This is a genomic window from Rubrivirga aquatilis (genome assembly GCF_046845665.1).
Taxonomy (GTDB): Bacteria; Bacteroidota; Rhodothermia; order Rhodothermales; family Rubricoccaceae; genus Rubrivirga.
Genome location: NZ_CP177355.1, coordinates 1757412 through 1780065, shown reverse-complemented (window position 1 = coordinate 1780065; position 22654 = coordinate 1757412). Strand labels below are relative to the sequence as shown.

The 22654-nt window shown below is 72.3% G+C and carries 15 protein-coding genes and 1 tRNA gene; 6 read left to right on the top strand and 10 right to left on the bottom strand.

The features are described 5' to 3' along the window. Window positions 1-109: 109 nt before the first annotated feature. Window positions 110-463 (bottom strand): hypothetical protein, encoded by a 354-nt coding sequence (locus ACLII4_RS07675; protein ID WP_412070314.1) that lies wholly within the window; start codon window positions 461-463, stop codon window positions 110-112. Between the two features lie 208 nt (window positions 464-671). On the opposite strand from ACLII4_RS07675, the gene ACLII4_RS07670 reads away from it, so the two are divergent. Continuing rightward, the gene (locus ACLII4_RS07670; protein WP_412070313.1) at window positions 672-2549 is read left to right on the top strand and encodes an AMP-dependent synthetase/ligase; all 1878 of its coding nucleotides are present in this window, start codon (window positions 672-674) and stop codon (window positions 2547-2549) included. Here ACLII4_RS07670 and ACLII4_RS07665 read toward each other — a convergent pair. Then, complete coding sequence (locus tag ACLII4_RS07665) at window positions 2546-6982, bottom strand: PAS domain-containing protein (RefSeq protein ID WP_412070312.1); 4437 nt, start codon at window positions 6980-6982, stop codon at window positions 2546-2548. The genes ACLII4_RS07670 and ACLII4_RS07665 overlap by 4 nt on opposite strands. Before the next feature lie 205 nt (window positions 6983-7187). Between ACLII4_RS07665 and ACLII4_RS07660 the strand changes: the two genes are divergently transcribed. Then, a tRNA-Pro gene (locus ACLII4_RS07660) sits at window positions 7188-7264 on the top strand. Between the two features lie 36 nt (window positions 7265-7300). Here ACLII4_RS07660 and ACLII4_RS07655 read toward each other — a convergent pair. Both ACLII4_RS07655 and thyA read right to left on the bottom strand, forming a co-directional pair. Continuing rightward, on the bottom strand, window positions 7301-7846 hold the full coding sequence (locus tag ACLII4_RS07655; RefSeq protein ID WP_412070311.1) for a dihydrofolate reductase: 546 nt from the start codon (window positions 7844-7846) through the stop codon (window positions 7301-7303). Between the two features lie 156 nt (window positions 7847-8002). Continuing rightward, window positions 8003-8932 carry a thymidylate synthase gene (gene thyA, locus ACLII4_RS07650; protein WP_412070310.1) on the bottom strand — a complete coding sequence of 310 codons (930 nt, stop codon included), beginning with the start codon at window positions 8930-8932 and terminating at the stop codon, window positions 8003-8005. A gap of 185 nt (window positions 8933-9117) precedes the next feature. Between thyA and ACLII4_RS07645 the strand changes: the two genes are divergently transcribed. Beyond that, a complete protein-coding gene (locus tag ACLII4_RS07645; protein ID WP_412070309.1) occupies window positions 9118-9381 on the top strand; it encodes a hypothetical protein in 264 nt (87 codons plus the stop codon). 68 nt (window positions 9382-9449) lie between these two features. Here ACLII4_RS07645 and ACLII4_RS07640 read toward each other — a convergent pair whose 3' ends face one another. Continuing rightward, the gene (locus ACLII4_RS07640) at window positions 9450-10232 is read right to left on the bottom strand and encodes a BtpA/SgcQ family protein (RefSeq protein ID WP_412070308.1); all 783 of its coding nucleotides are present in this window, start codon (window positions 10230-10232) and stop codon (window positions 9450-9452) included. Between the two features lie 247 nt (window positions 10233-10479). Here ACLII4_RS07640 and ACLII4_RS07635 point away from each other — a divergent pair, with 247 nt between their 5' ends. Together ACLII4_RS07635 and ACLII4_RS07630 are read left to right on the top strand one after the other, a co-directional pair. Continuing rightward, entirely contained in the window at window positions 10480-12345 is a 1866-nt protein-coding gene (locus ACLII4_RS07635; protein WP_412070307.1) for a 2-oxoacid:acceptor oxidoreductase subunit alpha, read from the top strand. A gap of 334 nt (window positions 12346-12679) precedes the next feature. After that, window positions 12680-13717, top strand: a complete 1038-nt coding sequence (locus ACLII4_RS07630; protein ID WP_412070558.1) for a 2-oxoacid:ferredoxin oxidoreductase subunit beta — start codon at window positions 12680-12682, stop codon at window positions 13715-13717. A 39-nt stretch (window positions 13718-13756) separates the two neighbouring features. Here ACLII4_RS07630 and ACLII4_RS07625 read toward each other — a convergent pair whose 3' ends face one another. Both ACLII4_RS07625 and ACLII4_RS07620 read right to left on the bottom strand, forming a co-directional pair. After that, a complete protein-coding gene (locus tag ACLII4_RS07625; RefSeq protein WP_412070306.1) occupies window positions 13757-15478 on the bottom strand; it encodes a T9SS type A sorting domain-containing protein in 1722 nt (573 codons plus the stop codon). Window positions 15479-15594: 116 nt separating this feature from the next. Beyond that, entirely contained in the window at window positions 15595-17271 is a 1677-nt protein-coding gene (locus tag ACLII4_RS07620; RefSeq protein WP_412070305.1) for a T9SS type A sorting domain-containing protein, read from the bottom strand. An 89-nt stretch (window positions 17272-17360) separates the two neighbouring features. Here ACLII4_RS07620 and ACLII4_RS07615 point away from each other — a divergent pair, with 89 nt between their 5' ends. Next, window positions 17361-18545: a dipeptidase gene (locus ACLII4_RS07615; RefSeq protein ID WP_412070304.1), complete on the top strand. Its 1185-nt coding sequence runs from the start codon at window positions 17361-17363 to the stop codon at window positions 18543-18545. Here ACLII4_RS07615 and ACLII4_RS07610 read toward each other — a convergent pair. From ACLII4_RS07610 to ACLII4_RS07600, 3 genes are all read right to left on the bottom strand, one after another. Next, window positions 18542-19807, bottom strand: a complete 1266-nt coding sequence (locus ACLII4_RS07610) for an ectonucleotide pyrophosphatase/phosphodiesterase (protein ID WP_412070303.1) — start codon at window positions 19805-19807, stop codon at window positions 18542-18544. The genes ACLII4_RS07615 and ACLII4_RS07610 overlap by 4 nt on opposite strands. A 398-nt stretch (window positions 19808-20205) precedes the next feature. Next, the gene (locus ACLII4_RS07605; RefSeq protein WP_412070302.1) at window positions 20206-21537 is read right to left on the bottom strand and encodes a hypothetical protein; all 1332 of its coding nucleotides are present in this window, start codon (window positions 21535-21537) and stop codon (window positions 20206-20208) included. Between the two features lie 68 nt (window positions 21538-21605). Continuing rightward, complete coding sequence (locus tag ACLII4_RS07600; RefSeq protein WP_412070301.1) at window positions 21606-22610, bottom strand: PorV/PorQ family protein; 1005 nt, start codon at window positions 22608-22610, stop codon at window positions 21606-21608. Window positions 22611-22654: the final 44 nt, after the last annotated feature.

Sequence of the window (22654 nt, the reverse complement as noted above, 5' to 3'; positions counted from 1 at the left end):
GCCCTCCCCCACCCCGGGCCCGAGGCGGACGTCCCGCCCCCAGCGCCAGCGGAATCACATGATCGGGTGAGGCGGCCGCCCGGCCCGCCCCGATACGCTGGGCTCACGCTCACCGGACCCTGCCATGCCGACCCGCCTCCTCGCCCTCGCCGCCTTCACGCTGGCGGCCTGCTCGCCCGGCGCCATCGCCGACCGCGTCACCGACCGCGTCGCCAACAACATCGACACTCGGGTCGAGCGCCAGGCCCTCGACATCGCCAACCGCACGCTCGACCTGGCCAAGGGTGCCATCGCGTGCGTCGTGACGGACGAGCCGTGCATCGAGGACGCGCGCCAGCAGCCAGGAGCCCGTCGTGGTGAACGAGGACGACGAGCCGGACTCGGACTTCGAGCCCGCCAAATCCGGCGGCTCCGCGAGCGGTGGGACGGTCGCGAGCGCCCCACCGGCCGTGAGTCGCCCCACAGCGGTCCTGGCGCTCGGCACGCCGCCCGGCATACATCTCTCGGGGAGGAGCGGCGGCTTCGTGGGACGGCAACCTATCGTGCGCCAGGGCTCGGCCACCTTCACCGTCGCCCGACGGACGACCGGCCGGTGATCGCGATCCCGGTGGGCGCCAGCACCCGAGGTACGGGCGGTGTGCGTAGCCTTGCGCCGCCCTCCGCCCCGACCCATGCCCGCCGTCGTCCCCTTCGACACCGCTGCCCAACTCGCCCGCCGCCTGGCCGCCCACTACGCCGGGACCGGCAAGGCCGCGCTCGGCTACAAGGACAAGGCCACCAAAGAGTGGACTGACATCACGTGGGACGAGCTGTCCGCCGACGTCGAGGCGTTCGCCGGCTTCCTCGCCGCGCGCGGCGTCCGCAAGGGCGACCGGGTGGCGATTCTGAGCGAGAACCGGCCGGAGTGGGCCGTGACCGACCTCGCGACGCAGATCCTGGGCGCGGCGACCGTCGCCCTCTACACGAGCACGCCCGCGTCCGGGGTCGCCACGATCCTGGCCGACAGCGGGGCCAAGGTGCTCGTCGTCTCCACCGGCTTGCAGCTCCGCAAGGCCGACCGCGCCTTCCCCGACTGCCCCGAGCTGGCGGCGGTCGTGTCGATGGCCGAGCCGCGCAAGGCCCGCCCCGAGACGCCCATCACGACCTGGGCGGACGCGCTCGCCGAGGGCGCGCGGCAGTCGCTCGACCTCGACGCGCTCGCCGACGCCGTCACGCCGGACGACGCCTCAGCGCTGATCTACACCTCGGGCACGACCGGCGAGCCCAAGGGCGTCGTGATGACGCACCGCAACCTGATGTCGAACGCGCACGCCGCACTCGCGCGCGTCCCGGTCGGCGAGAGCGACGTGCACCTGTCGTTCCTGCCGCTCAGCCACGCCTTCGAGCGGACGGCCGGCTACACGACGCTGCTAGCGGCGGGCGCCCAGATCGTCTACGCCGAGTCCGTCGACGCCATCTCGAAGAACCTGCCCGAGGTGTCGCCGACGGTGATGGTGTCGGTCCCCCGCCTGTTCGAGCGGATCTACACGACGATCCAGCGGTCCGTCGCCGAGGGCTCGCCGATCAAGCGCGGGCTGTTCGCGTGGGCGGTCGGCGTGGGCGTGGCGGTGTCGGAGCGGGAGGCCGCCGGGCGCTGGGTGCCGCCGCACTTGCGGGCGCAGCACGCGCTCGCGCAACGCGCCGTGTTCGCCGGGCTCCACGCCAAGCTGGGCGGGCGCGTCCGGTTCGCGATCTCGGGCGGCGCGGCGCTGCCCCAGGAGATCGGGACGTTCTTCGCGGCGGCCGGCGTCCCGCTCATCGAGGGCTACGGGCTCAGCGAGACGGCCCCGATCCTGGCCGCCAACCCCGTCGACGCGCCGATCTATGGGACGGTCGGCTGGGTGATGCCCGGCACGACGCTGGCGATCCGCGACCTCGACACGGGCCGGATCCTGGCCGAGGCGGACGGCGACGACTACCCGCTCGACCTGACGACGGGCCCGGGCGAGATCCTGGCGAAAGGCCCCGGCGTCATGCCCGGCTACTGGCAGCGCCCCGACGAGTCGGCCGCCGCCTTCGACGGCGACGGCTGGTTCCGGACGGGCGACGTGGGGCGGTTCGAGGGCGGCTATCTCCGCATCACCGACCGCATCAAGCACATGATTGTCTCGGCGGGCGGCAAGAACGTCTACCCGGGCCCGATCGAGGCGGCGCTCTCCCGCGATCCGTTCGTCGAGCAGGTAATGGTGATCGGCGAGGGCCGCCCGCACCTGACGGCGCTCCTCGTGCCCGACCTCGACGCCCTCCGCCTGTACGCCAAGGCCGAGGGGCTGAAGGCCCGGTCCGGCGACGACCTGCTAGCGGAGCCGTCGGTGACGAGCCACCTCGACGCGATGCTCCGTGAGCATGGCCAGACGGTCCCCAGCCACGAGCGCGTCCGCGCCTTCCGCTTCGCGCCCGAGCCGTTCACGACCGACAACGGCCTGCTGACGCCGACCTTAAAGCTGAAGCGCTCCCTCATCGAGGAACGGTTCGCGGAGCTGGTCGAGACGATGTACGAGGCCCGCTAGCCCGCCGGCGACGTTGGGGCGCGCAACGCGTCGGCCAACGCGCCCAAGCGGACGGGCTTGGTGAGGTAGTCGTCCATGCCGGCGGCGAGGCAGGCCTCGCGGTCGCGGCGCAGCGCACGCGCGGTCAGCGCGACGACGCGGGGCTGGCGGTCCGTCGGCAGCTCCCGACGCAGGCGGCGCGTGGCTTCGAGCCCGTCGAGCACGGGCATCATAACGTCCATCAACACCACGTCGTAGGCCGTCTGGTGAACGCGCGCGAGCGCGTCGGCGCCGTCGACGGCGATGTCGACCTGGTGGCCCAAGGCGTTGAGCATCTGGAGCGCGAGGGCCTGGTTGTCGGGTTCGTCCTCTGCCAGCAGAATGCGGAGGGCCGGCCCCATGCGGGCGGACGTGGCGAGCGATACCGTCAGCTCGGCGGCGGGGACCGAGGGGACGACCAACGCCCCGTCGCCTGCGGACACGCGATAGGCGAGGACCCGGCGGAGCAGGCTGTGCATCGCCGACGAGGTGATGGGCTTGGCGACGGTCGCCGCCACCACGTCGGGGGCGTGGCGGAGCGGCGTCTCCGACGACAGGATGACGAGCGGGAGGTCGGTGGGCGGGCGGTACGCCCGGATCGCCTCCGCGAGCGCCAGCCCGTCCAGCGCGGGGGTCTCGAGGTCGAGCACCCCGATGTCGAACGGAGTGCCGGCCTCGACCCAGGCCAGCGCCTCGGCCGGGTCGCCCGTGTCGGTGACGTCCAGGCCCCAGCGATCGAGCCGATCCACCAGCGCGCGGCGGCTGTCCGCGTCGGCGTCGACGACGAGCGCGCGCCGGCCGGCGAGGGCGGCCTCGCCCTTGGGCGGCATCACCACGCGGCTCGCGCCGACAGGCGCCAGCGGCAGGCGCACCCGAAACAGGCTGCCCTCGCCCGGCGTGCTCTCCACGTCCAGCGCGCCGCCCATCCGCTCCACAAACCGCCGTGTGATCGAAAGGCCGAGGCCGGTCCCGCCGTACGCGCGCGTCATCGAGGCGTCGGCCTGGACGAACGGGTCGAAGATGGCCGCCAGCCGGTCGGGCGCGATGCCGATGCCGGTGTCCCGCACGTCGAGCGCGACCCACACCGCGTCGTCGGGCGCCGTTTGGCCCTCGACGGCCTCCGACAGGTGGACGGCGACGTCGACCGAACCCGAAGCGGTGAACTTGACGGCGTTCGACACCAAGTTCGCCGCCACCTGGTGGAGCCGCTTCTCGTCCGCCAGCACGCGGGTGGGCAGGGCCGGGTCGATGGTGTAGCCCAGTTCGAGCCCCTTGGCGCCGGCGGCCGGCGAGGCCTCGTCGAGCACGCGAGCCACGAGGGCTCCGAGCGAGACCGGTGCCTCGTCCAGTTCGATGCGGCCGGCCTCGATCTTCGAGAAGTCCAGGATGTCGTCGATGAGCGACAGCAGCCGCTCGCCCGCGCGCTGCATCGTGCGGACATACTCGCGTTGCAAGCCGTCGAGCGGGGTCGTTCCCAGCAACTCGCCGAACCCGATCACGGCGTTCATGGGCGTCCGGATCTCGTGGCTCATCGAGGCCAGGAAGGCGCTCTTGGCGCGGTTCGCGACCTCGGCCTGATCCCGCGCCTCGGCCAAGGCGACCACCGACTCGCGCAGCCGCTTCTCCGCCTCCACCATCTCGGTGATGATGCGCCCCTCGGGGATCAGCAGCACCACGTCGCCGGCCTCGTCACGGACCGGCTTGAGCGAGAAGTCAATCGGGACGACCGTGCCGTCGGCCCCGCGCACCTCGGCGGTGTAGCGAACGAACGCACCCCCGGCGGCCTCGGCGATAGCGTCCCGGAGCCGCTGGCGGGCCGGTTCGGTGGTCTGCCACCAGCGGCCCTCCCAGAACTTGCGCCCCACGACCGCTTCGCGATCGACCCCTGCGAACTCGATCGCCGCGTCGTTGACCTCGACGAGCGTCCCGTCCGGCGTCATCAACCCTTGGAACTGGTACTGCGAGTGGAAGATGGCCTGGTACCGACGCTCCGCCCCGTCGAGGCGGTGCTGACGGAGGTCCCGCTCGACGACGCCGCCCACCCAGCGCGCCGCCAGCCGGACGAGTTGGCGGTCGGCGGCGGAGAACCCGCGCGGGCGGGCCTCCGTGGCCGAAAAGTTGATGGTCCCGTACCGTTCGCCGTCGACGACGACCGTCGCCCCGATGTGCGACTCGAGGCCGAATTTCTGGAAGCTCGGGTGACGACTATGGACCGAGGACGACATCTCGTCGATGGCCACGACCTCGTCGTCGGCCGAGTACACGATGTCCGCGTACGTGTCGCTGAGGGCGAACACGTCGCCGGGTGCCAGTTCGGACCCCTCGGGCGCCGCGCACGCGACGACTTGGAGGCGGTCCTCGTCGGCATCGATCCGACTGAAGATGCCGGTCTTGAGGCCGAGCTGAGCGCGGAGGGTCTCGATGACCTCCCCGACTTTGCCTGCGTCATCGGCAGAGCGAAGCGCGAAGGCGTCGGCGAGCGCTTCGATGCGCGCGATGTCGGCCTCGGCCTCCTGCTGGCGGAGGTCCCGTTCGAGCAGGGCCCCGGCCCACAGCGCGGCCATCCGGACCAAGTCCTGGTTGGCCTCCGAGAAGGCGTCCGTGGCCGACGTGGCCCAGAAGCTGAGCGCCCCTGCGACCGCCCCGTCGATCACCACCGGCGCGCCCACATAGGACGCGAGCCCCTCCGGGAGCCGGTCGGTCGGGTCCAGGTGGGTCTCGGCGAGGTCGGAGATGGCGACGAGTTCGCCCGAGGCGACGGGCAGCAGGCAGTACGTCCGCCCGATGGGCAGTTCCGTCCCGACCGCCAACGGCTCGCCCTCTACGGCGTGGCTCGCGAGGGCCGTGTAGACGCCGCCGGACACCGTCGCCAGCAGCCCGAACTCCAGGCCCAGCATGTCGGTCATCTCGCGAAGCACGGCCCCTGCCCGCTCGTCCAGGGGGCCCTCGACGGAAGTCGTCGCGAGCAGGCGGCGGAGGTGGGCGGCCTGGGTGGCGGCGCGCTCCTCGGCGCGCACGCGCTCGGTCACCAGGTTCGATACGGCGACGGCGCCGCCGCCCTCAATGGGGACCGCCGTCGTCTCCATCACGTGGTCGGCGTAGCGGGTAGTCCACGACTGAGGCGTTCCGGCGAGCACCGCCTCGAAAGGGTGCCCTGGACGCTCCTCGGCCGGGATAAAGTCCCAGATGGAGGCCCCGACGGTCTGGTCGTCCTCCAGCCCCAGCGCCCGGAGGGCTCGCCCGCGACTGGTGGTGATGGTGCCCGCGGCGTCGCAGGCGTACAGGACCATCGGCGCGCCAGTGAGTGCGGTGTCCAGGAGTCGCTGGCGCTCGACGGCGGCGGCGTCGGCGGCGTTGCGGTCGGTGACGTCGAGGCTGATGGCGACGCCGCCCGTGACCGTGCCCTCATTGTCCCAGATGGGCCGGGCCGTCGTCTCGAACTGCCGGTCGGCGAACGCGACGGCCCACTCGGCCGGCTCGCCCGCGAGCACCTGGGCTACCCCGTCGAGGATCTCGGAGTAGTCGGCGTAGAGGGCCCCCACGCGTTCCCCGATGACGAGGTCTGGCTCGATCCCGATCCGTTCCAGAGGCCGGCCGCGCATCAGCGTGACGCGGCCCTCGGCGTCGAAGGCCCACACAACGGCGGCGGCCTCGCCGACGGCGTCGAAGAGCGCCTCGCGCTGCTGGCGGTCGGTGTCGGCGGCCACCCGCTCGGTGGCGTCGACCGAGACGCCGATTCCACCCTCGACCTGATCGCCTGGGCCGAGCAGCGGGGCGACAGTGGTCTCCAGCACGCGCCCGGCGACGGAGATCGTCCAGTGGACGGTCTCGCCCGCCAGCACGCGCGCCACCCCGTCGGCGATCGTCTCGTCGCCCTGGAACCGGTCGACGACGCGGTCGCCGATAAAGTCGGAGGGGTCGCTGCCGACGGCCTCCAGCACGCGGCCGCGCCGAAGTGTGATGCGGCCGTCGGCGTCGAAGGCGAACACCAGGACCGGCGCACTCGCGAGCGCGGCGTCGAGCAGCACGGAATCCTGTCCCAGCTTTTTGACGGCCTTGACCTCGTCGGTCAGGTCCTCCACTTCGATGATCAGCCCGGCGACCTCGTCGGGCGCCGAGTACCACGGCTGGATCGCATAGCGCACCCACTTGGTCCCGGTCGGCCCGTCAACCGGCGCGGCGTCCATGCGCTCGCTCTCCCCGCGCAGGCACGCCTCGTAGATCGGGCTCCACTCCTCCATCACATGGGGGTGGACCTCGTAGATGGTCTGCCCGAGGAGCGGCGTGCCCGGCTCCACCCCGACGCCCCCCCCCCACGTGGGGCTGTGCGCGAGGAACCGCATCTCCCGGTCGAACAGCGCCTTGGGGGTCGGCGAACTTTCGACAAAGAGGCGGAGGGAGTCTGTCGGAGCCATGAGTGGCAGCTGAAGCGAGCGGGAGAGGGTCAGAGTATCGAGGATCTGCCCCCGGGGCTTAGTGGGACAGCCCGATATCTGGGCCCAGCGCTCCGCACACCCAGTATGCGTGGCTCCGGGTTCGTCGGCGCTTCACTGCCTCCCGGCTAGGCGGGCCGTCCGCACCGTCGTAGCTTCGGGTCCCGCCAGCGGATGCGCTGGAGTTCGGGATGTAGCGCAGCCCGGTAGCGCGCCTCGTTCGGGACGAGGAGGTCGTGGGTTCGAATCCCGCCATCCCGACCACGCCGGCTCTCTTCGGAGGGCCGGCGTTTTTTGTGACTACCGCCGGACGAACGTGTCGAACCGGAACGCGGGGCGGCCGCCGTCGGCGGGGTGAGGCTCGCTGGCGGCGAGCCGGTACGGGCCGTCATCGCCGACGAGGTGGCGGTACTCGGGGAAGTAGGTGTCGCCCGAGAACGTGCCCTCGACGAAGGTCAGTTCGAGCCGGTCCGCCAGCGGCTCTGGGCCGTCGAGCGCGGCTTGGTAGAGGCTGGCGCCGCCGCCGACAAAGACTCGCTCGCGGTCGGCGAACGCCGCCAGCACGGGGTCGAGCCCGGAGTAGACGTGGATGCCGGGGTGGTCGACGCGGCTCGCGGAGCGCGTCAGCACGACGTTCTCGCGGTTCGGGAGCGGGCGGCCAAACTGGTGGAGCAGGCTCTCGAACGTCTTCCGGCCCATCACGAGCGGCCACCCGGTCGTAAGCGCCTTAAAGCGCTGGAGGTCGGCCGGGAGGTGCCACGGCAGGTCCATCCCGTCGCCGATGAGCCGGTCGCCCGGCGTTCCGGGCGCCTCGGCGACGGCGGCGATGACGACGATCTCAGGCATGGGGACGGGGGACGGGGGACGGGGGACGGGGGACGGGGGACGGGGGACGGGGGACGGAAAATGCAAACGGTTCGTCAACTGGGTGGGCGCTGTGGCGTCTCGCCAGCACTCCCCAATCCCGCGAGCGAAGCGAGCCAATCCCTAGTCCCCGGAGCGCTACACGGCGACAGGGAAGCGGATGGCGGGCTGGGGGTCGTAGCCCTCCAGCGTCACGTCCTCGAAAGCGATGTCGTCCAGGCCACGGGGCGCCCCGTCGGGGCCGGGCGCGATGTGGAGCCGGGGCGCCGGCGTCGGCGTGCGCGCCAGCTGCTCGCGCAAGCCGTCCACGTGGTCGACGTAGATGTGGGCGTCGACGAGGGTGTGGGCAAAGCGGCCGACGCGCAGGCCGGCGGCGTCCGCGAGCAGGCGCGTCAAGAGCGCGTAGCAGGCGAGGTTGAACGGGACGCCGAGCGCGAGGTCGGCCGAGCGCTGCGTAAGGTGGCAGTTGAGGCGGTCGGGGCCGTCGTCGGCGGGCGTCACCTGAAAGCAGAACGTGTAGTGGCACGGCGGCAACCGGCTGACGGCCGCGTTCGCCGGGTGCCACGCGCTGACGACCATCCGCCGGCTCATGGGGTTGGTGCGCAACAGGTCAAGCACGTGGCCCAGTTGGTCGAACGACAGCGACCCGTCGGCCTCGCGGCGGACGCGCGGGTGGTCGGCGTCGACCCAGACCTCGTCGCCGAGCGCGACGCCCGAGGCAGGCACGGGGAAGCGACGCCAGAACCGGCCGTACGCGGTCTGGAGACGGCCCTCGTCGTCGGCCCAGGCGTCCCAGATCTTGGTGTGGCGCTGGAGCTCGCGGATGTGGTCGGCGCCGGACAAGTACCAGAGCACCTCGCGGAGCATGGACCCGAAGTAGACCTTCTTGGTCGTCAGCAGCGGGTAGCCATCGGCGAGGTCCACGCTGTAGTGCTCGGCAAAGCTGGCGATGGTGTCGGTGCCCGTCCGGTTCGTCTTGCGGACGCCGGTCGCCAGCACGCGCTCGACAACGCCGAGGTAGGCCTGTTCGGCAGACGTGGTCGTGGGGACGGCGGTCTCGGTGGGCATCGGGGTCATAGTCGGTCGTCGGTCGTCGGTCGTCGGTCGTCGGTCGTCGGTCACAAGATGCCGAGCGGCGGGGGCGAGCGCCAGCGGCCGGAGCGTTCCCCGCAGGGTATCCACCACTCGGGACGGGCGCGGTCGGATCTTTCCCGGAACGGCCCCGTGCCTCCGCCCTCTTCCCCTCCCCCGCCATGGACCCCGGCCTCCACGTCAAGCAGGCGATCAACCACCTCAACAAGGTGCTCGCGTACTACCCCTACGTCGCCGCCGACGGCGAGGCGACGGTGGCGCTCACGCCCGAGGACTGGGGCGTCGTCGCCGACGCCTTTTTCCACATGGGCACCCCGCCCGAGGTGTTCCCGGACGCCATCGCGAGCTACCGGCTCAGCGACGACGGCGCGGAGATCCAGCTGACGGCCGCTGACGGGACGCTCATCCACGTGCAGGCCGGGTAGGCAGGACCGCGCGGGCCTCCGCCAGCAGGCCGCGCGGACCCCTTCAGGCCTCCGCCTGCGCGCGCGCTCTACTGCCGCACCTCCTGCCCCCGGGCGTACTCGACCGCCCCGACGAGTTGGCGGACGAACGGCTCGCAGACCGGGGCCTGCCACCGGCGCTCCTCCTTGAGGCCGGAGCCGACCAAGAAGCCGTCGGCGGCGTCGACGTAGTCGAGCAGGTTGGTGCCGTCGAGGCCTCCGCCACAGAACAGGGGCAGCGTGGCCGTCTGGCAGGCCGCCTCGACGGCCTCCGGCGTCGACGGCTCACCGACGGCGGGGCCCAGGATGATGAGCCCGTCGGGGCGCGCCGCCTCCGTCGCGGCCACCAGGGACGGCACGTCGTCGGGGCTGGAGGGCCGGATGTCGGCAAGGACCGGAATCGGCGACGCGGCGAGCGACTCGCGGTAGCGATGGAAGCGGGCGGCCTGCATGGGGTCCTCGGCCCAGCCATCGACGCGGACAAAGTGGCAGCCGGCGCCCAGGGCGACCGCTAGCGCGGCGCGGTCGGCGCGTAGGACGCGCACGCCGACGGGCAGCCGGTTCGCGTTGCGACGGACGGCGACGGCGATGTGGGTCATGTAGGCCACCACCTCCGGGCCCGTCTCCTCGTCGCCGAGCGCGGGCGCGTCGTGGGCGTTCTCGACCAACAGCCCGTCCACGCCCAGCTCGACGAGCAGCCGCGCCTCGGCGACGGCCCGGTCGACGGCCGAGCGGACGCTCCGAAAGCCGGGCACGCCCGGCGACGGGCCGGCGTGGATCACGGCGACCACGGGCTTCGGGCGGGTGAACAGGTCGCGGACGAGGTCGGACATGGGGCGGCGGCGAGCGCCGGAGCGGGAGGGGTCTAACCGGACGCGACGCCTCCGCTGTTCCGTGAATACCGGCGGTCGGTGCTGGCGGTCGGCTCGCGGCGCCCTTCCTTCGGGTGCACGCCCACCCGGCCCTGCCTTCGCCCGCTGCGCAGGCCTGGTGAAAAGGGCCCGTGGTGGGCGCCGAGACGGCGCTGACACGTACCGCCCGTCCCCGAATCACGGGCACCCGCCGCGCGTACCCGCCGCCATGACCGACTCCCCGATCCCCACCCACGCCCTCGACGACGTCGTCGTGCTGTTCGCCGGGGACTCCGGCGACGGGATGCAGCTGACCGGCAGCCAGTTCACGCTGGCGACCGCGCACGCCCGCAACGACCTCGCGACGCTGCCCGACTTCCCGGCCGAGATCCGGGCGCCGGCGGGCACGTTGTACGGCGTGTCCGGCTTCCAGCTCCACTTTGGCAGCCAGGCCGTGTTGACGCCCGGCGACGAGGTCGACCTGCTCGTCGCGATGAACCCGGCCGCGCTCAAGGTCCACCTCCCGCGCGTCCGGGCCGGCGGCGCCGTGCTCGTCAACACGAACGCGTTCGGCGCGCGCGACTTGTCGCTGGCGGGCTACGACGAGAACCCGCTCGACGACGGCACGCTGGACGGCTACGAGCGCCACGACGTGGAGCTGACGCGGCTGACCCACCAAGCGCTCGAGGACAGCGGCCTCAGCAAGCAGGAGATCGACCGGGCCAAGAACATGTTCGCGCTCGGGCTGGCGTTGTGGATGTACACGCGCCCCATCGAGCCGGCCCGCCAGTGGATCGCGCAGAAGTTCGCGGCCGTCCCCGAGATCCGCGACGCCAACCGCCGCGCGCTCGACAAGGGCTACCACTACGGGGACATCTCGGAAAGCTTCGTCGCCCGCTACGAGGTCGCCCCGGCCGACTTGCCGCCGGGCACGTACCGCGCCATCACGGGCAACGAGGCGCTCGCGCTGGGCTTGGTCGCCGCGTGTCAGAAGAGCGGGCTCGACCTGTTCTACGGCACCTACCCCATCACGCCCGCCTCGGACCTGCTCCACGCGCTGGCGAAGTACAAGGCGTACGGCGTCAAGACCTTCCAGGCCGAGGACGAGATCGCGGCGGTCGGCAGCGCGATCGGCGCCAGCTTTGGCGGCGCCCTCGGCGTGACGGCCACGTCCGGCCCGGGGATGGCGCTCAAGGGCGAGTTCATCGGGCTCGCGACGATGGTCGAGCTGCCGCTCGTGGTCGTCGACGTGCAGCGCGCCGGCCCGAGCACGGGGATGCCGACCAAGACCGAGCAGTCGGACCTGCTGATGGCACTCTACGGCCGCAACGGCGACGCGCCGACGCCGGTGCTGGCGCCGAAGACGCCCGGCGAGTGCTTTCTGGCCGCCTTCCACGCCGCCCGGATCGCGCTCGAGTACATGACGCCCGTCGTGCTGCTCTCCGACGGCTACCTCGGCAACGGGTCGGAGCCCTGGCTTTTGCCCGACGCCGACGCGCTCCCCGAGATCAAGGTGTCCTTCGCGACGCCCGAGACCGCCGCGCTCGCCGACGGCGCGTTCCTGCCCTACGTCCGCGACGCAAAAACGCTGGCTCGCGGGTGGGCAACGCCGGGAACGGCCGGGCTGGAGCACCGCATCGGCGGGCTCGAGAAGGACGCCCGGACGGGCGGCGTCAGCTACGACCCCGAAAACCACCAGCGGATGACGGAGACGCGTGCCGAGAAGGTGGCCCGCATCTCCGACGCCTTCCCCGACCTCGAGGTCGAGGGCGACGCCGAGGGCGACGTGCTCGTCGTCGGCTGGGGCTCGACGTACGGCGCGCTGAAGAAGGCCGTCGCCAGCGCTCGCGAAAGTGGGCTGGCGGTCGGCCACGTCCACCTCCGCTGGCTGAACCCGCTGCCGCCCAGCCTGGGCGACGTGCTCGGCCGGTTCAGGCACGTGCTCGTGCCCGAGCTCAACGGCGGGCAGCTCGTCCGCGTCCTGCGCGACCGCTTCCTAGTCCCGGCCGAGGGCCTGAGCAAGGTCCAGGGCATCCCGTTTACCGCCCGCGAAGTCGAGGCCGCTATCCGTAGCGCTGCCGCGACCACCGCCTGACCCCGCCCCGATGTCCGACACTCCCCTCTCCGACGACTCCGCGGCGCGGCCCGGTGGCACGCCGCCCCAGCCTCGTGGCGCCGAGGGCGCCCGCCCCGACACGCCCGAGCCCGCCGGCACCCGCAAGCCGGTCGACGCCCCCGCGCAGCCCGCCACCGACGGCGAGCCGGCCCGGCCACCGATCCCCGAAAGCGCGCCCGACACCGGCCGTCCGCCGAAGCCTGCTGGCGCGAAGCCTGCGGGTCCGCCTGCCGCCAGCCCCAAGCGCCCGCCGGTCCGCAAGCCCGCCCGGCCGCCCGGCGCCAAGCGCCCCGCCGTGCCCCCGGCCGCGCGGATCGTCGACCCGGAAGGCGACGGCTCGGCGCTCGGCCTGCCCGTGCTCACGCGCAAGGACTTCGTCTCCGGCTCCGACGTGCGGTGGTGCCCTGGCTGCGGCGACTACGCGGTGCTGGCGGCCGTCCAGCGCGCGCTCCCCGAGCTGGCAGAGAACCGCGAGAACGTCGTGTTCATCTCCGGGATCGGGTGCTCGTCGCGCTTCCCGTACTACATGAACACGTACGGCTTCCACAGCATCCACGGCCGCGCGCCCGCCGTGGCGACGGGCCTCAAAGCGACGCGCCCCGAGCTCGACGTGTGGGTGGTCACCGGCGACGGCGACGCGCTGAGCATCGGCGCCGGGCACACGACGCACATGCTGCGCCGCAACGTCGACCTCCAGGTGCTGCTGTTCAACAACCAGATCTACGGGCTGACAAAGGGCCAGTACAGCCCCACGTCTGAGGTCGGCAAGATCACCAAGTCGTCGCCGTACGGCTCCCTCGACCACCCCTTCAACCCGGCCGCCCTCGCGCTCGGCTCCGACGGCTCGTTCGTCGCGCGGACACTCGACCGCGACCCGAAGCACATGCAGACCGTCCTGAAGGCGGGCCACGCCCACCGGGGCACCTCGTTTATCGAGATCTATCAGAACTGCAACATCTTCAACGACGGCGCCTTTTTCGAGTTCACCGAGCGCGACACGAAGGCGCTGCGGACGGTGATGGTGGAAGACGGCCAGCCGATGACGTTCGCGAACGACACGAAGGGGCTCGTCCTCGACGGCCTGACCCTGCGCGCCGTCGACCTCAACGGCGACCGCACCGCCGACGACTGCGTCGTCTACGACTCGACCGACAAGGGGCTCGCGCTCCTCGTCGGCGACCAGACGTTTTGGAGCGCCGACCTCCCGCGCCCCTTCGGCGTGCTCTACCAGGAGACCCGGCCGACGTACGACGCGATGCTCAACGCCCAGGTCGAGGAGGTCCGCAAGCGGAAGGGCCCGGGCCGGCTGGCGGAGCTGCTGGCGTCCGGCGACACCTGGACCATCGAGTAGCCCCGCCTCGGCAGGGCTGCGGACGCCCCCGAGGCCGAGCTACCGCGCGACAACGGTGAACCGGAGCGCGACCGGGCGGCCCTGCGCGGCCGACACGCGGAGCAGGTACAGCCCTGGCGGGAGCCCGTCGGGGACGGCGAGGTCCGTCTCGCCTGCCTGGAGTGTGCCCCCAGCGACGACGGCGACGACGCGGCCGAGCAGGTCGAGCACGTCCGCGTCGACGTGCGTCGCCTCGGGGAGGTCGAGGACAGCGGACTGGCCCCCGACTCCGGGGTTCGGGCGGACCGGGCGGACGCCCTGGGCGACCGGCAGGGGCGGAGCCGGCGGGCCGTCGACGCGGCGGGACGGGACGCCGTCGCCGAACGCCGCCAGCAGCCCCCGCGCGACCCCGCGGAGCGCGGTCACGGACCGGAGGTGGTCGTCGGTCCGCGCGAACGGCATGGCGTAGAGGATCTCTGCCGTCGCGCCCGGCTCGATCCGGAACGGGCCGACCGACGCGAGAACCTCGCGGTAGTAGCCGCCCCCCGTCGTCGGCTCCCCCGTCCGGTTGGTCTCGGACCAGAACTCGCCCACGGTGGGATCGGCGGGGAACGCGTACCGGGTGGGCTCCCAGCCACTGCAGCCTGACGAGCAATCGGGGCAGCCTGGCCAACAGTATTCGCCGATGCCTGACGCGTAGATGGCCCCCCCCCGAGGAAAGAGCCCCTGCTGCACGTTCACCCACTCCCGCGGCGAGCGCGGGTATCGTGGGCCGTCGAGGAAGAAGGCGGGCGGGCTCGACGTCAGCCGAAGCCGCTCGCCGGGCTCGTCGGTCTCGCCGTCGCGGTCGTCGTCGCGGCGGTTGGCAAGCCCGACCGGCCCGCGCAGCACCTGCATCCCCCACGCCGCAGGCCGGTCGCTGTAGGCGTCCTCGTGCTCGGTCGCGTTGTAGATGTAGGCGACGTGGCTCAGTGTGTCCGTCCCCTGGAAGTCGTTGCCGAGCGCCCCCGTCCGGCCTAAGGCGGCGAGGCTGACGTAGACGCTGTCGAGCGGGACGTCGCGGCGGTTGACGAACTCGTAGCGGTAGAACGTCGCCTCCTGGAGCGGCGTGTCGGGCACGGTCGGGAACGGGCTCTGCTCGAAGGCGAAGGCGTGGACCCGGACTTCGACGCCGATCGGGGCGGTCCCCGGTTGGTTCCGGTAGCCGTGCTGGTTGCCCGCGTCGTTCATCACCCACCACACAGCGGCGTCGCCCAGCAGGTCGGGCTGGTCGCCGGCGGCGAGATCGTAGTTGTCCGGGATGCCGTCGCCGTCGAGGACCGGGGCGCCGAGATCGTGCGGCCACTCGGCGAGGTCGGTGGTCGCCTGGCCCGTCGCGACGTAGCGGTCGAGGTCGGCACGGGAGACCGTCCACATCCGGTCGTGCTCGGCGCAGGCGGCCGGGGGGGCGTCGGCGTCGGCGAGGGGCCCCGGCCAAAAGTCACTCTCATACGTGTCGGCGATTGTCGTCCGGAGCGAGTCCCCGACGACGGCGCTGACCCACAGGTTGACGATCTCGGCCGGGTACGTGCCCGACGACTTTGGGACCAGGTATTGGCCCCACTCGGTCACGCTCTCCCCGAGCCCGTAGAACAGCCGCCCCTGGTTCCACAGCCCCAGCCGCACGGTGTCCGTCTCGAGCGTGGCCCGGGCCCTCCCCTTCTCGCACGAGCCGACCGGCACCGGCTGCGCGGCAGCGGCTCCCCCGAGGGCGAGCAGGACAAGGAGGAGGGAGAGACGCATCGGTCGAGGGAGCTTGCGGGAGGAGTCTAGCGACCGACACGGCCCGGTCTCCGGGGAGACGCCGATTCGCCCGGGCGTGGACGCCTCTCCCCTCCCGCCTCGGCGCCGAGGCCGGACTAGCGGGCGGCGACGGTGAACCGGAGTGCGACCGGGCGGCCCTGCGCGGCCGACACGCGCAAGAGGTACAGCCCCGGCGGGAGGCCGTCGGGCACGGCGAGCACCGTCACGCCCGCGCCCTGCGTCCCGCGGGCGACCACCGCCAGGCGACGGCCGAGCGCGTCCAGCACCACGGCGTCGATGTACATCGGCTCGGGGAGCGTCAGGAGCGCAACCTGCCCGCTCGCGGCCGGATTCGGGCGGACCGGCGAGAGGGTGGGTAAGAAGCCTGCGGGTAGGGGCTGTGGCGGAATGCCGGCCTCTTCGGGAGTCACGAGCCGGGAATCGAACTCGCCATCACCGAACGCGTTGAGCAGGAGCGCGGCACGGTCGATCAGCTTGCGCACGGAGTCGAGGCGGTCGGTGCCCTGGGCAAAGGGCATTGCGAAGTCGACCGTCACGGACTCGCCAGGCTCCAGGCGCCCTGGCCCGATCGTCAGCATGATCCGTGAGTCGCGAGCCGCGTTGGCCGTCCCGTTGCCGTCGATGTTCTCCTCGGACCAGTACTCGCCCGGGAAGGCTGGGAACGCGAAGACCGTCGGCTCGCCGAGCGCGCTGGGATCGGGCGAACGACCGGAGCCGTAGTCGAGCATCGGCTGTCCGTTTTGGAGGAGGCCCCGCTGGAGCGCGTAGAACCCCTCCCCGTATCCCGCCCCCAGTCCCTTCCAGGGCATCGGCGCCGAGGTCATCCGCATCTCTTCGTCGGCCTCGTCGACCGTCCCGTCGAAGTCGTCGTCGCGTCCGTTGGCCAGCCCGACGAACCCGGACAGCACCTGGATGCCCCAGGCCGGTGGGGTCTCGCCATAGCCCCCGCCACCATCGTCGTCATCGTCCCCGTTGTAGACGTAGGTAAAGTGCCGCAGCGTGTCGACACCGACGAGATCGTCGTTGAAGTTGCCGAGTTCAGCATCGGCCCAGAGCGAGACACGCAGGCTGTCGATCGGCCGATCTCGGCGATTGACAATCTCGTAGCGGTAGAAGGTGTCCGTGGTGAGGTCGCTGGGGGCGGTTCGGTCGAACGCAAAGGCCTGAGCCCGGACCTCGATGCCGAGCGGGCCGAACCCGGACGTGAGGTGCTCGTTGCCCGCGTCGTTCATCACCCACCACACGGCCATGTCCCCGAGGAGATCGGGCTGGTCGCCTGCGGCGAGGTCGTAGTTGCCGGAGATGCCGTCGCCGTCGAGCACCGGCGCCCCGAGATCGTGCGGCCACTCGGCGAGGTCCGGCGTCGCCTCGCCGGTCTGGAGGTACGCGGCGACATCAGCGCGCGAGACCGTCCAGATCCGGTCGTGTGCCGAGCAATCGGCGGGCGGGGCGTCGGCGTCGGCGAGGGGGCCGGGCCAGAACTCCCACGGCCCATACTGTCCCGCCGCCATCCGAAGCTCGCCGTCGACGCGCCCGGACACCCAGAGCGAGGCCGTGAACACCGGGCTGATCCCCGCCTCCTTCGGGACGACGTAGCTCGCGCCACTCCCCCGCCAGAACAGTCCACCGATGTTGTAGAGCTCGGCCCGGAGCGAGGCCGTCTCCAGCACGCCGACGGCCGTTCCGGTGTCGCACGAGCCCGTCTGTGCCGTGGCACGTGGCGACGCCAGCGCGATGAGCAGCAGCAGCCGGAGCGGGAAGCGAAGGGGCACGGAGCGTACGAGGTGGGGACTGGAGTTTAGACGTTGCCCCCGGCCGCCAAACAAAGGGACTGGCGATTCGCCCCACCGTAGACTCGGCCATGCCCGCTGTTCTCGTCGCCGCCGCCCTGCTGGCGCTCGCCGCCTGCGAGCCCTCTCCCCCACCGCCTGAGCCCTCGACCGCGTCGCCGCAAGCGGCGGCCGCCGCTTGCGGCGACGCGTCGGACGGCGGGGCCGTCGCCCTCGACGCCGCTGAGGCCGCCCGCCTCGTCGCTGGCGATTCGTCGTGGGCGCGCGCGCTGCGCCTCCACTACGACGCGCTCGTGGTCGACGGCCACGTCGACACGCCGACGCTGATGCTCGACCGGGGCTACGCCGTCGGGGACCGGCACGCCGGCGACCACCTCGACCTGCCCCGGATGCGCGAGGGCGGGCTCGACGCGGCGTTCTTTTCGATCTACGTCGCCCGCAGCTACGGCGAGGGGCCCGCGGCGACCGACCGGGCGCTCTCGATGATCGACGCGGTCCAGCGCCAACTCGCCGGGCGCGACGACGCCGCGCTCGTCCGTACCGCCGACGGCGTCGTGGCGGCGAGGCGCCAGGGCAAGGCGGCCATCCTGCTCGGGCTCGAAGGCGGCCACGCGCTCCAGGCCTCACCCGAGACTTTGCGCCAACTGGCGGCGAACGGCGTCCGCTACGTCACGCTCACGCACTCGAACACGAACGCCTTCGCAGACGCCGCGACGGACGTCGCCCGGTGGGACGGCCTCAACGAGACCGGCCGCGAACTGGTGGCCGAGATGAATCGGCTCGGCGTCCTCGTCGACCTCTCCCACGTCTCCGACTCGACGTTCTTCGACGCCCTGGCCGTCACGCGAGCGCCCGTGATCCTGAGCCACTCGTCGGCGCGCGCCGTCCACCCGCACGTCCGCAACGCGAGCGACGCGATGCTGGCGGCACTCGCGGACAACGGGGGCGTGGCGATGATCAACTTGTACGCCGACTACCTCGGGCCGGGCGCGACGGTCGAGACGGCGCTCGACCACATCGCGCACGCCGTGCGCGTGGCGGGCGCCGACCACGTCGGGCTGGGCAGCGACTTCGACGGCGTCCCCCGCCTGCCCGCTGGCCTCGGCGACGTGACGCGCCTGCCGTGGCTCACGCACGGGCTCCTGCGGCGCGGGTTCTCGGAATCCGACGTCCGCAAGATCCTGGGCGGGAACGTCCTCCGTGTGCTGCGCGAGGCGGAGCGGGTGGCGGGCGAGATGCTGGCCAAGGGCGCCTAGCGGAGCAGCCGGGCCGCGACGGCCGGGTCGCCGCTGTTCGACGCGGGCGTCACACCCAGCACGCCCGCCAGCACGTTGTACACGTCGACGGTCGAGACGGGGCCTAAGGCGCCGGTCCGGAGGTGCGGGCCGCGCGCGAGCAGGATGCCGTGCAAGCCGGGCTCGGCGTTGTCGTAGCCGTGCGCCCCGCCCGACGGGCGGTCCGGGTTGCGGTCGAGGTAGCGCTGCGACGAGGCCGTCCAGCCGGGATCGACGAGGACGACGACGGGCGGGACGCGGGCGTGGTCCGAGTAGTGGAGTCGGGCGGGCACATCCGCCTTGCGCATCGCGGTCAGGTGCGGGAGCGCGGAGACGCGCGCGATGAGCGCCTCCACGTCGACGCCGGCGTCGGGCCACAGGCCGACGACCTCGCCCCAGTCCACGTCGACGGTCTCGTAGTCGACGGCGTCGTCGAGCAGCACGACACGATCGCGGGAGACCGGCACCATGCCGTGGTCGCTCACGACGACGATGTCGGTGTCGTCGAGGCGGCCTCGCTGGCGCAGGCCGTCGAGCAGGTGCGCCAGCGCCGCGTCGGCCTCCTCGATGGCGGCGGCGGTCTCCGGCGCGTCCGGCCCGTAGCGGTGGCCCGCGTTGTCGACGGCCTCGACGTAGAAGGTCACGAAGCCGGCGCCCTCGTCGAGCCAGTCGAGCGCCTGGTCGGCTCGCGCGGCGTAGGGCATCGCGCCGTCGTACGGCAGCCAGCGGCTGGGCCGGACGCCGTCGATTTCGGCCTCCGACCCGGGCCAGAACACGGGCGCGGCCGTCACGCCCTGGCGCTCGGCGGTCACCCAGATCGGCTCGCCCGCCCACCACCGGCCATCCGCGACCGCTTGGCGGTTGGAGAGCGAGAACCGCGCGGGCTCGCCGTCGACGAGCCGCTCCGGGTCGCGCATCGTGTTGCCGACGATCCCGTGGTCTTGGGGGTGGAGCCCGGTCACCAGCGAGTAGTGGTTTGGGAACGTCTTGGTCGGGAAGACGGGCACGAGCCGCTCGGCGCGCGCGCCCTCGGCCACCCAGTCGAGCGCGGGCGTGTCCAGGCCGCGGTCGAGGTAGTCCCAGCGGAACCCGTCGATGGAGACGAGCACGAGCGCGCGGTCGCTGGCGGTCTCCGCTTGCGGCCCCGGGGTGGGCTCGGCGCCGGCGCACCCCGCGAGCGTCTGCCCGACGTAGACCGCCAGCAGGAGGGCGAGGGCGGCGAGGAGCGTGCGACGGACTGGCATGGCGGTGGGACGGGAGCGGGCGCGCCAGGAGCGCAGGAGCGCAAGAGCGCAAGAGCGCAAGAGCGCAAGAGCGCAAGAGCGCAAGAGCGCAAGAGCGCAAGGTGAGTCGAGTCCGGGATCAACGCAAGCGGCGCCCTGGAACCCTGCGGTCGACCGCCCGACACCCTCACCCTGTCCCTCTCCCGAGGGGAGAGGGGACGCCGTAGGCCAGGCTTGCGTTCGCCCTGCTTGTGGAACCGCCCAACGCCTCAACCCCGACCTCCCCTCCCGGACGGGAGGGGCCGGGGGAGGGCGATCGGCACTGCGCCAGCCGAGGATGGTTGGCGACCGGGCGCTACGCCAGCACCGTCCCGCCACCTGCCATTCCCCTAATCCCCAATCCCGCGAGCGCGGCGGGCCTACTCGAAGTCCGTGTTCAGGCGGTACCGTGCGATCCGACCGTTGCCCGTGTCGGCGACGTAGACCACGCGCTGGTAGTAGGCGACGCCCTGCGGGTTGTCGAACTGGAGCGGGCCGGCGCCCGTCCCGCCGAACGAGGCGCGGACGGGGCGCGTGGAGCCCGAGCCGGGGGGCGGGGCCACGCCCTCGATCCCGTTCGGGTTGAAGACGAACAGGCTGTCCTTGCCCGCGTCGAGCACGAACGTGTAGCCCGTCTGGTCGGCCGCGTACGCCAAGCTCGTGGGGCGGACGAACTGGCCCGCCTCGAAGAGCGCACCGTCGCCCGCGTCCGGGTTGCCCGCGGCGCCCAGGCGGCCGGAGTCGACGCGGTACTCCGTCCCGTCGTTGGTTTCGACGACCGTGACGGAGACGACGCCGTACGTCGGCGTGGGCAGGCCGGCGGGCGGCCCGAGCGCCAGCATGAAGTCCTCGTTTAGCGCGATCGACGCCCGCTGCGGGGGGCCGACGAAGGTCATCACGTCGGACGGGTAGTACGCGCTCAGCAACGAGGCCCGGTCGGGCGTCAGGGCGCGGACGTACTGGATGTACTGGCCCGTCGCCGTGAACTGCAGGAAGGCGTTGAAGGGGCTGAACGCCTGGCTCGGCCGCCCCGTCGCCGTGGTGTTGACCGACCCGCGCCGGGTCACGTACAAGCGGTTGTCGGCGAGCGTGGCGACGCCCGTGAACTCGGCGTCCTCGTCGCTGGCGCCGGTGCTGTACACGTCGGGCAGCTCGAAGCGGTTGAACTGGCGGCTGCCGTCGTCGAAGGGGTGCCACAGGATGTCGGCGACGCGCGGCGTGCCGGTCGTCAGGCCCGAGATGCGATAGACGACGGCGAGGTCGCAGGCCTCGGGGCCACCGGCCGACGGGCAGTTGGCGCCCGTGACGGTCGTGTCGCGCCGCGCGGCGACGTAGAGGTCCAGCTTGCGGTCCTGCACGATCGCCGTGATGTCGCGGAGCGGCTGGCCCTCGACGGTGTCGAGCAAGAACTGGGGCCGCCCGGCCAGGTCGAGCACGTGCACGCCCCGGTCGTCGGCGACGTAGACGAACTCGTCGTAGCCCACGTACACGTCGACCGGGTTCTGGAAGACGCCCCCGAAGCCTTGGGTGTAAAACGGGTTCAGCGGGACGTAGCCGACATCATCCACGAGTGTCGGGTCGGTCTGGCCCTGCTCGAAGATCTCGTCGGTGGTCTCGTCCTGCTTCGAGCCCAGCACGGCGTCGCACCCGCTGGCGACGAGCGCCAGCAGGAGGACAACGGACAGCGGACGGAGAACGGCGGAGCGGAGCATGGGGGCGATGTGCGAGAGCGGGGCCGCGAGGCGGGCCGGTTCCTGATTCCTCATTCCTGATTCCCGGCTCAAATCCGGACGGAGACGCCGACGCGGTGCGTCGTGCCGAGTCGTTCGAGTTGCTCGAATCCGTAGTCCGCCCGGATGCGGCGCGTCCCCAAACCGGGGACCTCGACGCCGAAGCCGAGCGTCGGCAGGACGGCCTCCTCAGCGCCGAAGCGGTAGCCGGCGCGCAGGGACAGCAGCTCGGCGAAGACGTACTCGGCGCCCACGTTGAAGCGCTCGGCGTTGTCGTTCGGGTTGGTGAGCTGGCCTGAGACCGTCAGCGCGTGGTCGCCGCCCCGCATCACGTCATAGCCGACGCCCAGCATGAACGTCGTCGGCGGGACGACGTCCTCGAACTGGTCCTCGATGACGATCTCGCCCTCGACCGTCTGGCGCTCGATCTCGCCGTTCGCCTGCCCGTTGAGCCCGAAGTTGCGGATCGCAACGCCGATTCGCGCGCCCGTCTCACCGACGCGGTACGCGACGCCCAAGTCGACGAGGGGGACCGTCATGGCCACATCCGCGGCAGCCTCACGCGCCACCTTGGCCGTGATCCCGTAGGAGAACAGGTCCGTCAGCGCCTGCCCGACGGTGATGCCGCCGACCATGCCGAGGTAACGAAACGTCTGGCCGGTGCCCGAGGGCCCCGAGAACTCGGTCGTGACCGCCATGTCGCCCGAGTCCAACGTCTGGAGGTGGGCGCCGACCGTAAACGCGCCGACGCGCTGAGTGACGGCGGCGTAGTTGAGGCTGACGTCGGCGAAGTACGCGAGCGTGGCGCCAGCCACCTGCGTCCGGGCGCCGCGAGCAGCGAGCGCGGGGTTCCAAAAAAGCGCCGAGGCGTCGGTCGTGGTTGCCACGGCCGCCCCGCCGAGCGCCGCGCCGCGCGGGTCGACGGGCACTTCGAGAAACTGGAAGCCGGCCGTGCCTGCCCGGTCCTCGCCGTATGCGGGCAGGAGCTGGGCGCTGGCGGCGGCGCTCGTCAAGAGCAGCGCCAGCAGGCTGAGGCGGGAGAGCTGTCGGGTCATGGAGTCGTGGGTCGTGGGGCGTCGGCCGTGGGTCTCCCCCAGGC